Source organism: Bacteroidota bacterium (assembly GCA_016195025.1).
Lineage (GTDB): Bacteria > Bacteroidota > Bacteroidia > Palsa-948 > Palsa-948 > Palsa-948.
Map to the genome: position 1 here is coordinate 76,549 of JACQAL010000036.1, position 12,237 is coordinate 88,785.

Sequence of the window (12,237 nt, forward strand, 5' to 3'; positions counted from 1 at the left end):
ATGAAGAAATTCACTTCTGTTGATGACGTGCTGAATATTAATCAGCTTGTACTTGAAGCGCTGGTTGAAAAAAAATTTCCTTTTGCAAATAAAGAATTTGGAAAAAACAAAACTCTCGGGTTAATTTTTCTGAACCCGAGTTTGCGTACGCGGCTCAGCACACAGCGTGCCGCGCAAAATCTTGGGATGGATGTCATCGTGATTAACCTTGACAAAGAAGGATGGAATATTGAAACGAAAGATGGCGTTGTGATGGACGGCTCTGCGGCAGAGCATATAAAGGAAGCGGCTGCCGTCATCGGTCAGTATTGCGATGTCATTGGTGTGCGTTCGTTTCCAAAATTTCATAGCAGAGAGGAAGATTACAGTGAAGAGACATTAAAAAAATTTCTTCAGCATTCCGGAGTTCCGGTAATCAGTTTGGAATCTGCAACGCTTCATCCGTTTCAGTCGCTGGCGGATTTAATTACGATTAATGAAGTTTGGAAACAGAAAGTGGAAAATAAAAAACCAAAAGTTGTTTTATCCTGGGCGCCTCATCCAAAAATTCTTCCTCAGGCGGTTCCAAACTCCTTTGCTCAATGGATGTTGAAAACCGATTTTGATTTTGTCATCACGAATCCGCGCGGCTATGAACTCGCAGATGAATTTACAAAAGGCGCAAAAATTATTTACAATCAGGATGAAGCATTTAAGGGAGCAGATTTTATTTACGCGAAGAACTGGTCTTCCTATAGAGAATATGGAAAAATTTTATCGCAGGATAAAGAATGGACAATCACAAATAAAAAAATGTCGCTTACGAATAACGGAAAATTTATGCATTGCCTTCCCGTGCGAAGAAACGTGATTGTATCTGATGAAGTGCTGGACGGGAAAAATTCGGTAGTGATTCAGCAGGCAGGAAACAGAATCTGGTCGGCACAAGTTGTGCTGAAAAAAATCCTTCAGAGTTTGTGAAAAAAATATTTGTCATAAAGATTGGCGGCAACGTGATAGATGATGAAACGCAACTTTCATCTTTCCTGGATGATTTTTCTAAAATAAAAGAGATGAAAATTCTTATTCACGGTGGAGGAAAAATTGCAACAGAACTTTCCAAACAACTCGGCATAGAATCAAAAATGATAGACGGCAGAAGAATTACAGATTCAGAAACCTTGAAAGTTGTTCAGATGGTTTATGGCGGATTGATTAATAAAAATATTGTTGCAAAACTTCAAGGGAGAAAATGCAATGCGATTGGATTAACCGGAGCAGATGGAAATATTATTCTGGCAAAAAAAAGAAAATCAGAAATTGATTATGGTTTTGTGGGCGATGTGAAAAAAGTCAATGCAGAAAAAATATTTTCAATTCTGAATTCCGGATTGGTTCCTGTCATTGCTCCGCTCACACACAATGGTAAAGGACAAATTCTGAATACAAATGCTGACACAATAGCAGCGGCAGTGGCAGCGGCAGTAGCAGGCAAATACAATGTCACTTTAATTTACTGCTTTGAAAAATCAGGTGTGCTGAGAAATGTGGAAGATGAAAATTCTGTGATTAAGAGAATGAATTCAACAGATTACAAAAAACACAAAGCAGAAGGAATAATTTCTAAAGGAATGATTCCCAAACTGGATAATGCCTTTGACGCGATTAAGAAAAAAGTAAAATCAGTTGTAATTTGTCACTCAAAAGACTTGTCAAAAGTTGCTTCAAACAAAAAGGTTGGAACACGTCTTGAGAAATGACTATAGAAAATCTCATTAACGAAGCAACCGGACTTCTCAAAGAATTAATTTCAATTGAATCATTCAGCACGCAGGAAAATAAAACTGCCGATGCACTTCAGAATTTTTTTGAAAGACACGGAGTCAAAACTTTCCGGAAAGGAAATAACGTGTGGGCTAAGAACAAATATTTTGATTCTACAAAACCAACGATTCTTCTCAACTCCCATCACGATACAGTAAAACCAAACGCGAGCTGGACACTGAATCCATTTCAATCAATAGTGAAAGATGAAAAACTTTTTGGTTTAGGAAGCAATGATGCGGGTGGTGCGTTAGTTTCTATCATCGCAACTTTTCTTTACTTCAATGAAAATAAAAATCTGAAATATAATTTTATTATAGCAGGAACTGCGGAAGAAGAAAATTCCGGAAAAGGCGGAGTGGAATTAATGCGCGATGAAATAGGTAAAATAGATTTTGCTATTGTGGGTGAGCCCACTGAAATGAAAATGGCAGTTGCTGAAAAAGGATTGATGGTGCTGGATTGCATTGCAAAAGGAAAAGCGGGACACGCTGCGCGCGACATAGGAGAAAATGCAATTGTGAGTGCGATAAAAGATATTGAATGGTTTCATTCTTACCAGTTCGATAAAGTTTCTGAAACGCTTGGACCAATTAAAATGACTTGTACAATTATAAATTCCGGAAGCCAGCATAATGTAATTCCTGATATCTGCAAGTTCACCGTTGATGTGCGCACAACAGAAGTTCATTTGAATGAAGTGGTTTTAGAAACTATCCGTGCGAATGTGAAAAGCAAAGTAACTCCGCGCTCCACGAGATTGCAGCCATCCGGCATAGATAAAAATCAGTTGCTTGTTAAGACGGCAAAGAAACTTAGAATAGAAATTTTTGGTTCGGCAACAACTTCGGATATGGCGTTGTGGAAAGTTCCCGCAGTGAAAATGGGTCCCGGAAAATCTGAGCGTTCGCATACTGCGGATGAATTTATTTACTTAAAAGAAATTGAAGAAGGAATCAAAATCTATATTAAACTCTTGGAAGAAATTGTTTTATAGTTCATTCGTATATTCGTAGCGATTCGTTATCCGTACCCTATGAAGTTGTGGCAGAAAAAAATATCCGTGAACAAGCAAGTTGAAAAATTCACCATCGGAAAAGACCGTGAATTGGATTTGCTATTAGCCGAACACGATGTGCTTGGCTCGATGGCGCACGCGAAAATGCTCGCGCACGTTGGCTTGCTGAAAAAAAATGATCAGAGAAAACTTCATTCGGAACTAAAAAATATTTTACAAAAAATTCAATTTGGAAAATTTGTAATTGAAAATGGTGTGGAGGATGTGCATTCGCAAATTGAATTTCTTTTGACTAAAAAGTTGGGAGAGATTGGGAAAAAAATTCATTCTGCCCGCTCGCGCAACGACCAGGTTCTGCTTGACATAAAACTTTTTTCAAGAATGGAAATTTTCAAAGTGGCAGAAAATGTTTCAGCGCTTTTCAATCTTTTTATTTCTCTCAGTAACAAGAACAAGAACAAACTTCTTCCCGGCTATACACATTTACAGATTGCGATGCCTTCTTCCTTCGGGCTTTGGTTTGGCGCGTATGCCGAAAGTTTAAAAGATGATTTAGAATTTTTGTTTTCAGTTTACAAAATCATAAACAAAAATCCGCTGGGTTCAGGAGCGGGATATGGTGGTTCACTTCCGATAAACAGAAATCTCACAACAAAACTTTTAGGTTTTGACGGACTGAATCATAATTCCGTTTATGCGCAAATGACAAGAGGGAAAACGAAAAAGCTGGTGAGCTATGCGCTGGCAAATATTGCTTCGACACTTTCAAAACTTGCAATGGATGTTTGCCTCTTTATGAACCAGAATTTTGATTTCATTTCTTTTCCGGAAGAATTAACCACCGGCTCCAGCATTATGCCTCATAAAAAAAATCCTGATGTGTTTGAATTGATTCGCGGAAAGTGCAACCGGATGCAAATTCTTCCGGAACAGATTTCTGCAGTGACAAAAAATCTTCCATCCGGCTATCACAGGGATTTTCAAATTCTGAAAGAAATTTATTTTCCTGCTTTTGCTGAGTTGAATGATTGCCTGACAATGACAACTTTTATGCTTGAAAAAATAAAAGTGAAAGACAATATTCTTTCAGATGAAAAATACAAATACCTTTTCAGCGTGGATGCTGTAAATGAACTGGTGAAAAAAGGAATGCCATTTCGCGAAGCATATAAAAAAGTCGGAGAGGAAATTGCTTCAGGAAAATTCTTCCGTCCGAAAAAAGTTTCTTACACGCATGAAGGAAGCATTGGCAATCTGAAGAATGAAGTGATTGTTCGGGAGATGAATGCGGTGAGAAAAAATTTCAGAAGAGAATCTGCAAGAGTGAAAAGGATACTAAACAACCTTCAGAAGAAATAAATTATTCATTAAAATTTTGTGGGCCCTGCTGGGAACGATCCAGCGACCCTCAGATTATGAGTCTGATGCTCTAACCAGCTGAGCTAAGGGCCCAATTCTTATTTTTGGAATGCAAATTTAACTTTCCTGTGCAAATAAACAGTTCGATTAAGAATATCATTTTTGATTTGGGTGGAGTGATTCTCAATATTGATTATTCACTCTGCGAAAAAGCGTTTACAAAATTTGGAGTGCATGATTTTAAAAATATTTATTCGCAAAAAGGCCAGTTGGATTTGTTTGATGATTTTGAAACAGGAAAAATTTCTGCCGGTGAATTCAGAACACGGCTTAAGAAATTAATTCCTCAGAAAGTTTCGGATGAACAATTTGATGAGGCATGGGATGCCATGCTTCTTGATTTGCCGAAAGAGAGAGTTGAATTATTGCAGAAGTTAAAAAAACAATATAGAACTTTTCTTCTCAGCAATACAAATGAAATCCATATTAAATGGGTTTCAGACCATCTCTTTCGGACTTTTGGATTTAAAATTTTTAATTCTCTTTTTGAAAAAGTATATTTCTCCTATGAGATGGGAATGAGAAAGCCCAATGCTGAAATCTTTGAGTTAGTTTTGAAAGAAAATAAGCTGAAAAAAGATGAAACACTTTTTATTGATGATTCCATACAGCATATTGAAAGTGCGAAGCAAATCGGAATTAAAACTTTATTCCTGGAGAAAGGAAAAACTATTTTGGATTTATTTACCTGATTTCTTGACATAATTCCACCAGCACCCCATTCGTGCTTTTGGGATGAAGAAAGCAAACCATTTTATTATCCGCTCCGTGAAAAGGTTCATCGCGTGTGAAAATAAATCCAGCTTCTTTCAGCCGTTTCATTTCTGCTTTTATATCTTCCACTTCGTAAGCGATGTGATGAATACCTTCGCCTCTTTTCTCTATGAATTTTGCAACAGCACTTTCAGGATTTGAAGCTTCGAGCAATTCAATTTTTGTTTCACCTATCTGAAAAAAAGAAGTGGTTACTCCTTCGTGTTCTACTTTTTCTTCCTTATATAAATTTTTCCCAAAGAGTTTTGAAAAAAGTTTATTTGCTTCTTTTAAATTCTTTACAGCAATTCCTATATGTTCAACTTTTTTCACAATAAAAAACCCCTCTCCAAAGGGCAGAGGGGAAAATAATATCGGGGGTTTTTCAAGGGCTACTTCTTAATGAACTCAGCTGTTTTATTATCGTAGTTCAGATAATAAACTCCTTTGGCTAAGTTTGCGCAATCCACTTCTTTGCCGAATCCTTTCTTCACCACGTTTCCATACTGGTCGTAAATTTCATAGAGCGTTTCGGCAGAAAATGTAATGTCTTTTGAAACTTTTACGGGAGCGTAAGTGACTTCGGCAATAGTTGAAACATATTTTACGGGCTTGGAATAGCGGGGTTGGCTGGTATAATCCACTTGCTTGAGGCGGATTTGATTTTCACCGGAGTGAAGCGTGGTAACTTTGAAAACATAATCGTTGTTGTCACCAATTCCTTTTCCTTCGGTTTCGCCCACTTTCACCCATTTGTTCCAGCGGTATTGCTCAATCACAAACGGAAGTTTTCCGGTTTCATTTTTAGTTGTCCACTTCAGCGTTCCGTCCGCATCTAATTTCATGGCGGTAACTTCATAAGTGCTTTTTGGTTTGAGAACTTCCGGATTCAGAACTTTGGGTTTGCAATCGTCCTTGTGAGTAATCTTCACAGAAATTTTATCTCCAATCTTAAACTGGTAATTATTGAAATCAATTTCAAACGCGCTGGAGTTCACCTCATCGGTGGTAACCTGCCCGTTCACTTCCACTTTCTGAACGCAAAAACCCACACCGCTTCCGGCAAAAGGATTTTGCACGTATAAATTTTTCCCCTGGTAATTTCCTTCGAGAATAATGTTGCCCGCTGAAGAAATAAATGCAACACTAAGAAATGCCTGAATCAGAAAGATTGCTTTTTTCATCCGCTTAAGAGGTCAGTTTTTTGCTTGGCAAATATAATACTTTATTGAAATGACAACTTTTTTTTGAACATTTTAAGGGGGCTCTCGGTGCTAATAATTTTTACTTTTGCGCGGGCGCAAAGTGTGTAAATGAAAAAAATTTATTATATAGTCGGAATTATAGTATTGGCAGCATGCGGCAATCCGAATGGAATATCTCATCCCGAAGCCGCGGGCGGGCGCATATATGGCGGCACATTGAAAGTGAATGAAAATGACAAGTATGTTTCTCTGTATCCGCATCTGATTACCGATGTAATTTCTCTCGATATTGCCAGCCAGATGTATGACGGGTTGGTTCGCATTGATGCAAAAAACATTGCCAAAATATTACCCGACATTGCAGAAAGCTGGACGATGGATGAATCGGGAACGGTTTATACTTTCAAGTTAAAGAAGGGCGTGAAGTTTCACGATGATGCTTGTTTCAAGGATGGAAAAGGGCGCGAAGTGAAAGCATCGGATTTCAAATATGTGTTTGATTTGCTTTTTGACGAAGGCGAGAAAACAAGTTTTGCTTCCACGTTCAAGCAGCGAATCAAAGGCGGAAAAGAGGGCGTGAAGGCGCCCGATGATTACACGCTTCAGATTACGCTCGCTTCTCCCACCGGAGTTTTTTTGTATTTGCTTGCCGGTTCGCAGGGATTTGTTTTTCCGAAGGAAGCGGTGGAAAAATACGGAGATGAATCTGCGGTTGGAACCGGACCGTTCATTCTGAAAAATAAAGACGATGAAAAATTATTTCTCGTCCGCAACCCAAATTATTTCCGCACCGATTCGCTCGGCAATCAACTTCCTTTTCTCGATACCATTCAGGTAAATTTCATTTCTGACAAAGCACGGGAAATGGAAGCGTTCAAAAAAGAAGAAACGCATATTATTTTCGGATTGCCTTCCTCTGCGGTGAGCGAAATGGTGGAGCAGAGTTTGGAAGATTTCAGGAGCAAAAATCCAAAATATCTTCTGGTGCGGAATCCGGAAATGACTTCCGAGTATTACGAATTTAATATTTCGAAACCGCCTTTTAATAATCTCAAAGTGCGCCAGGCGTTTTCGTATGCCATGAACCGCGATAAAATTATTTCCGATGCGCTGAACACCGAAGCGTTTGGCCCGGGCATTTGCGGAATCACTCCGCCAGGAATTCCCGATTATGACATCACCGATATTCACGGCTATAATTTCAATCCTGAAAAAGCAAAAAAACTTTTTGCAGAAGCCGGCTATTCCGATGGAAAAAAATTTCCGCGCATCACCATTGAACTTAACAGCGGAGGAGGAAAAAATGTGGAAGTAGTGGAAGAAATAAAAAAGCAGCTGAAAGAGGTATTGAATGTAGAAGTGGACTATATCGTAGTTCCCTTCGCCCGGAAAATTGAGGATATGAAATTCAGCAAGGCAGAAATTTTCCGTTCCGCGTGGGTTGCCGATTATCCCAATCCTGAAAATTTTCTCCGCACATTTTACGGAGGATATGTTCCGGATAGTTTGAGCAAGCCCTCGTATCCGAACACCGTGCGCTATAAAAATATTGCCTACGATAGTTTGGTGGAAAAAGGTTTTGAAGCAAAAAATCCTGAGGACGGTTTTAGCTATTACAAAAATGCCGAACAAATTCTGATGAACGATGCGCCCATTATGATTCTCTGGTATGGCGAAAACATGAAAGTGATTCATTCCTTCGTGAAAAATTTTTATTTCAACCCGATGAACTACAAAGATTTTTCGGAAACATATATTCAGAAAAATTCTCCCGCTGAAAAACCCTGACTGATTTCCCATGCAGATTCACTGCATCGTAAAACCGCAAAGCAAAATTGATTCAGTCACGGTAAATCCCGATAACTCGCTTCGCATAAAAATAAAAGCGCCACCGGTTAACGGAAAAGCGAATGAATACTTAATAGAATTTCTTTCAGAAATTTTTAATTTGCCGAAGAAAAACATTCAAATCGTTTCCGGCCTCACAAACTCGCATAAAAGAATTAACATTGCAGCCGAAGATTCAGACATTCAAAAAATAATTTCCAATCTAAAAAAATCAAAATGAAATACTCTCCCATTCCCAATTCACTTTTCATCAACAACCGAAAGCGTGTTGTAAAAGAACTGAAACCGGGTTCGCTTGCTTTGTTCAACAGCAACGATATTATGCCCACGAATGCGGACGGTTCCATGCCTTTCATTCAGAGCACGGATATTTTCTGGCTCAGCGGAGTTGACCAGGAAGAAAGCATCTTACTGGTTTTTCCCGATTCAAAACTTCCCGAGCATAAAGAAATTTTATTCGTGAAAGAAACCAGCGAGCAGATTGCAATCTGGGAAGGAGAAAAACTCACGAAGAAAAAAACTGCTGAAGTTTCGGGAATACAAACGGTGTATTGGCTTTCGCAGTTCAAAACAATTTTTCACCAACTCATGTGCGAGTGCCGGCATGTATATTTAAATACGAATGAACATTTACGAGCGGCAGTGGAAGTTGAAACACGCGATGCCCGTTTTGTAAAATGGTGCAAGGAACAATATCCGCTTCACAATTATATTCGTGTGCAGCCCATCATGCATTCTCTCCGCGCCATAAAATCAAAAGAAGAAATTGATTTGATTCAAACCGCATGCAACATTACCGAAAAAGGTTTGCGCAGAATTCTTCCGTTCATCAAGCCGAATGTTTGGGAGTATGAAATTGAAGCGGAACTTTCGCATGAGTTCATTCGCAATCGCTCGCGCGGATTTGCTTACACTCCCATTATTGCTTCGGGTTTCAATGCGTGCGTGCTTCATTATATAGATACCAACAAGCAGTGCAAAACGGGTGATGTGATTCTGCTCGATGTGGCGGCTGAGTATGCGAATTATGCTTCTGACTTAACACGCTGCATTCCGGTTTCCGGAAAATTTTCCAAGCGCCAGAAAAATGTTTACAACGCGGTGCTTCGCGTGATACGCGGTGCAATTGACATGCTGAAAGCCGGAAATAATATTTTAGATTATCACGAAGCCGTTGGAAAAATGATGGAAGAAGAATTAATTAAACTTCGCCTTCTTCGGGAATCGGCTGTGAAAAAACAAGACCCGAAAAATCCTCTCTACAAAAAATATTTCATGCACGGCACTTCGCATTATCTCGGATTAGATGTGCACGATTACGGTGACAAGTACAGAAAATTTGAAGCGGGAATGGTTTTCACCTGCGAGCCGGGAATTTATATCCGCGAAGAAAACCTGGGCATTCGTTTGGAAAATGATATTCTCATTACGAAAAACGGAAATGTGGATTTGATGAAAAACATTCCTATTGAAGCGGAAGAGATTGAATCACTAATGAATTCTTAAGCAACTTTTAATTTTACTGGTAACGAAGTAGCGAATCCTATAACGAATTTTACGAATGATTCGTTGTATTCGTAACTTAATTAGTTACTTCGTTACCAGAAATTGAAGAATGATTAAATACACAGATTTCCGAAAAATAAAAGTCCGCTATTCCGACAAAGGAAAAGGAAGAGTAATTGTTTTGCTTCACGGATTTTTAGAATCGCAGGAAATCTTCGATGAACTCTCCACCAAACTTTCAAAAAGTTTTCGTGTCATTGCAATTGATTTGCCCGGACATGGAGAAACTCCTGCAATCGGCTACGTACATTCGATGGAACTCATGGCTGAATGCGCAAAATCGGTTTTGGATTCTTTGGGAATCAGAAAATATGTAGTGGTTGGACATTCAATGGGTGGATATGTTGCGCTTGCGTTTGCGGAAATGTTTCCACAAAATGTTTCAGGGCTCTGCCTTTTTCATTCCTCCGCCATGCCTGATTCGGATGAAAAGAAAAAAGACCGTGACCGTGTTGCAGAGATTGTTATGAAAGACCACACGCAATTTGTTTCCGATTTAATTCCGAAACTTTTTGCGAAAGAAAATATTTCTATACTCCAAGATGAAGTTACCAAAGCAAAACAAATTGCGTTGCAAACTCCCAAAGAAGGAATAGTTGCCGCGCTGAAAGGAATGAAAGAGCGCCCGTCACGCGAAATGGTTTTGAAGAATGCAAAGTTTCCGGTTCTGTTTATCATAGGGAAACAGGATGTGATTCTCGCCTGGGAAAATCTTTTGCTGCTTGCCGGCTTGCCTAGAAAAAGTTTCCAGTTAGTGCTCGAACATACAGGACACATGGGTTTTTACGAAGCGCCAGAAGAAACTTTTAAAGCATTGAGAAAGTTTTCTGCAATGTGTTTCAGATAAACTACTATATTAATTTTGAAAAAGAATCGTATTAAAGCAGAATAAATGAAAACATTTATGTTATCCGTTATTTTTTTTCTTCAAACATTTAATTTCTGTTATTCACAACTAATGGGGGGAGGAATACTGCCTTTATTTTCAGTATCAACAAAAGCAGATAATATTTTAGAAGCAACAATGTTCTCTGTCCCCAGTACTACAATTAGTGTTATAAATGGTATAAATATATACCATCGCAAACCCGCAAGTGATAATGCCCCTTTTGGAATTATTCTTGGTGCTTTTCAGATATATGCAACCGCACAATTCTCATCCAATTCTACTGTGAGAACTATAAATTATGTTTCAGGGTCATGTCTTATTCTAACAAGTGTTTTAAGGATGTATGATTTTGAAAAAGATTCTAAAACAGCATTTAATTTTAATATTATGCCAATGAATAACGGATCACTTTTAGTCGGATTTAATTTTTCTCATCAATTTAATTAATGCTGTGGAATTCCCAATCCCAATTCTTTTTTCTTTTTTTGTTTTTTCATTTCTCTTTTCATTTCGCGTGTTGTGCTGAAACTTGCACTTTCTTTCACACTTTGCTTTTCCATTTGCCGCTCTTCTCTTGATTTGAAATGGAAACGGAAGAGATGAAATATTTTTTTCTTTTTGCCGGTTCCCACATTTTTATTTTTATTCTTTCCTTTCCGCAAATTGGAAGGAGAATTTTTATTTAATTCAGTTTTCGAAGCGAATGCGTCTGTTCCTTTAGTATTGTCCTCCAGTTTTCTTTTTCTGAATTTAATTTTTCTTCCGCTGGCTTTTTCCCCGTAATCCATTGAATGATTATTGTTCGCAGTAAAATTTCCTGCGCTCACATCGCCTCCTTTGATTTTATTTCTTCTGAACTTCACTCTTTTGCCTGAAGATTTCTCTCCGTAGTCCTTTGAAGATTTATTTGTGGCGAATGCATCACCCAATGAACTTTCTTTTTCAGATTTACGTTTAAAGCGAACTCGTTTGCCGGAAGATTTTTTTCCGTAATCCTTTGAAGATTTGTTGGTGGCAAACGCGTCACCAAGCGCACTTCCTTTTTCAGATTTACGTTTGAAGCGAACTCGTTTGCCGGAAGATTTTTCTCCATAATCCTTTGAAGATTTGTTGGTGGCGAACGCGTCACCAAGCGCACTTCCTTTTTCTGATTTACGTTTGAAGCGAACTCGTTTGCCGGAAGATTTTTCTCCGTAATCCTTTGAAGATTTGTTGGTGGCGAACGCATCACCGAGTGAACTTCCCTTTTCAGATTTTCTTTTGAAGCGAACTCGCTTACCGGAAGATTTTTCTCCATAGTCCTTTGAAGATTTGTTGGTGGCGAATGCATCACCAACCGAAGTTCCTTTTGCTTTATCTCTTCTGAAAATTTTTATTCTCTTTCCATTTGCTTTTTCGCCATAGTTTTTAGTTTGCTTGCTTGCAGTGAAACCATCTCCGGTTTTATTTTTTGATTTTCTGCGCGATGATTTGAAACTGTCATTTTGTTTCGGAGATTTGGCTTTTGATTTTTTCGAGAGAAAAGATTCTTTCGGCTCTTTTGTTTTTTGTTTTTTATCGCGCTTGCCGAAGAAATGCCGCTCGGGAAATGTTTTCTGCTTTTCTCCTGAATCTTTGGAAGGCATGTTGCTTGCTGTTTTGCATGCGCTCAGAAGAATTAAAAAGATGGCGGAAGAGTAAAAAAACTTCATCTATGGAGTAAAGATAATTCTATTTCTCCTGTTTCCACTGTTGCC

General features: G+C 38.5%; 13 protein-coding genes and 1 tRNA gene. 10 read left to right on the forward strand and 4 right to left on the reverse strand.

All coding sequences use genetic code 11. The features are described 5' to 3' along the window. From HY063_06790 to argH, 4 genes are read left to right on the forward strand one after another with little or no spacing between them, the layout of a single operon-like run. Complete coding sequence (locus HY063_06790) at positions 1-960, forward strand: N-acetylornithine carbamoyltransferase (protein ID MBI3501483.1); 960 nt, start codon at positions 1-3, stop codon at positions 958-960. After that, positions 957-1,739, forward strand: coding sequence for an acetylglutamate kinase (gene argB, locus HY063_06795; protein ID MBI3501484.1), 783 nt, complete (start codon positions 957-959; stop codon positions 1,737-1,739). Before HY063_06790 ends, argB begins: the two co-directional genes overlap by 4 nt. Next, positions 1,736-2,800, forward strand: coding sequence for a M20 family metallo-hydrolase (locus HY063_06800; protein ID MBI3501485.1), 1,065 nt, complete (start codon positions 1,736-1,738; stop codon positions 2,798-2,800). Before argB ends, HY063_06800 begins: the two co-directional genes overlap by 4 nt. 39 nt (positions 2,801-2,839) lie before the next feature. Beyond that, positions 2,840-4,180 carry an argininosuccinate lyase gene (gene argH / locus HY063_06805; GenBank protein ID MBI3501486.1) on the forward strand — a complete coding sequence of 447 codons (1,341 nt, stop codon included), beginning with the start codon at positions 2,840-2,842 and terminating at the stop codon, positions 4,178-4,180. Positions 4,181-4,199: 19 nt separating this feature from the next. Here the strand turns inward: argH and HY063_06810 are convergent. After that, positions 4,200-4,273: transfer RNA gene (locus tag HY063_06810), tRNA-Ile, on the reverse strand. A 41-nt stretch (positions 4,274-4,314) separates the two neighbouring features. Here HY063_06810 and HY063_06815 point away from each other — a divergent pair. Continuing rightward, complete coding sequence (locus tag HY063_06815; GenBank protein ID MBI3501487.1) at positions 4,315-4,932, forward strand: HAD family phosphatase; 618 nt, start codon at positions 4,315-4,317, stop codon at positions 4,930-4,932. Here HY063_06815 and mce read toward each other — a convergent pair. Together mce and HY063_06825 are read right to left on the reverse strand one after the other, a co-directional pair. Beyond that, positions 4,925-5,326 carry a methylmalonyl-CoA epimerase gene (gene mce / locus HY063_06820; protein MBI3501488.1) on the reverse strand — a complete coding sequence of 134 codons (402 nt, stop codon included), beginning with the start codon at positions 5,324-5,326 and terminating at the stop codon, positions 4,925-4,927. The genes HY063_06815 and mce overlap by 8 nt on opposite strands. Before the next feature lie 59 nt (positions 5,327-5,385). Beyond that, on the reverse strand, positions 5,386-6,177 hold the full coding sequence (locus tag HY063_06825) for a hypothetical protein (protein MBI3501489.1): 792 nt from the start codon (positions 6,175-6,177) through the stop codon (positions 5,386-5,388). A gap of 129 nt (positions 6,178-6,306) precedes the next feature. Here HY063_06825 and HY063_06830 point away from each other — a divergent pair, with 129 nt between their 5' ends. From HY063_06830 to HY063_06850, 5 genes are all read left to right on the forward strand, one after another. Continuing rightward, on the forward strand, positions 6,307-7,986 hold the full coding sequence (locus HY063_06830; protein ID MBI3501490.1) for an ABC transporter substrate-binding protein: 1,680 nt from the start codon (positions 6,307-6,309) through the stop codon (positions 7,984-7,986). Between the two features lie 10 nt (positions 7,987-7,996). Beyond that, positions 7,997-8,266 carry a DUF167 domain-containing protein gene (locus HY063_06835; GenBank protein ID MBI3501491.1) on the forward strand — a complete coding sequence of 90 codons (270 nt, stop codon included), beginning with the start codon at positions 7,997-7,999 and terminating at the stop codon, positions 8,264-8,266. Next, positions 8,263-9,552, forward strand: a complete 1,290-nt coding sequence (locus tag HY063_06840) for an aminopeptidase P family protein (protein MBI3501492.1) — start codon at positions 8,263-8,265, stop codon at positions 9,550-9,552. The genes HY063_06835 and HY063_06840 overlap by 4 nt, the downstream gene beginning before the upstream one ends. Before the next feature lie 109 nt (positions 9,553-9,661). Beyond that, on the forward strand, positions 9,662-10,459 hold the full coding sequence (locus HY063_06845; GenBank protein ID MBI3501493.1) for an alpha/beta hydrolase: 798 nt from the start codon (positions 9,662-9,664) through the stop codon (positions 10,457-10,459). A gap of 45 nt (positions 10,460-10,504) precedes the next feature. Then, positions 10,505-10,948, forward strand: coding sequence for a hypothetical protein (locus HY063_06850; GenBank protein MBI3501494.1), 444 nt, complete (start codon positions 10,505-10,507; stop codon positions 10,946-10,948). Here the strand turns inward: HY063_06850 and HY063_06855 are convergent. Continuing rightward, positions 10,945-12,192: a hypothetical protein gene (locus HY063_06855; protein MBI3501495.1), complete on the reverse strand. Its 1,248-nt coding sequence runs from the start codon at positions 12,190-12,192 to the stop codon at positions 10,945-10,947. The two genes, HY063_06850 and HY063_06855, sit on opposite strands and share 4 nt — an antisense overlap. Positions 12,193-12,237: the final 45 nt, after the last annotated feature.

Bases quoted from the DNA above. Each gene is read 5' to 3' on its own strand.
- HY063_06790 (MBI3501483.1), top strand. From the start codon at position 1: ATGAAGAAATTCACTTCTGTTGATGACGTGCTGAATATTAATCAGCTT.
- HY063_06800 (MBI3501485.1), top strand. From the start codon at position 1,736: ATGACTATAGAAAATCTCATTAACGAAGCAACCGGACTTCTCAAAGAA.
- argH (MBI3501486.1), top strand. From the start codon at position 2,840: ATGAAGTTGTGGCAGAAAAAAATATCCGTGAACAAGCAAGTTGAAAAA.
- HY063_06825 (MBI3501489.1), bottom strand. From the start codon at position 6,177: ATGAAAAAAGCAATCTTTCTGATTCAGGCATTTCTTAGTGTTGCATTT.
- HY063_06830 (MBI3501490.1), top strand. From the start codon at position 6,307: ATGAAAAAAATTTATTATATAGTCGGAATTATAGTATTGGCAGCATGC.
- HY063_06835 (MBI3501491.1), top strand. From the start codon at position 7,997: ATGCAGATTCACTGCATCGTAAAACCGCAAAGCAAAATTGATTCAGTC.
- HY063_06840 (MBI3501492.1), top strand. From the start codon at position 8,263: ATGAAATACTCTCCCATTCCCAATTCACTTTTCATCAACAACCGAAAG.
- HY063_06845 (MBI3501493.1), top strand. From the start codon at position 9,662: ATGATTAAATACACAGATTTCCGAAAAATAAAAGTCCGCTATTCCGAC.
- HY063_06850 (MBI3501494.1), top strand. From the start codon at position 10,505: ATGAAAACATTTATGTTATCCGTTATTTTTTTTCTTCAAACATTTAAT.
- HY063_06855 (MBI3501495.1), bottom strand. From the start codon at position 12,192: ATGAAGTTTTTTTACTCTTCCGCCATCTTTTTAATTCTTCTGAGCGCA.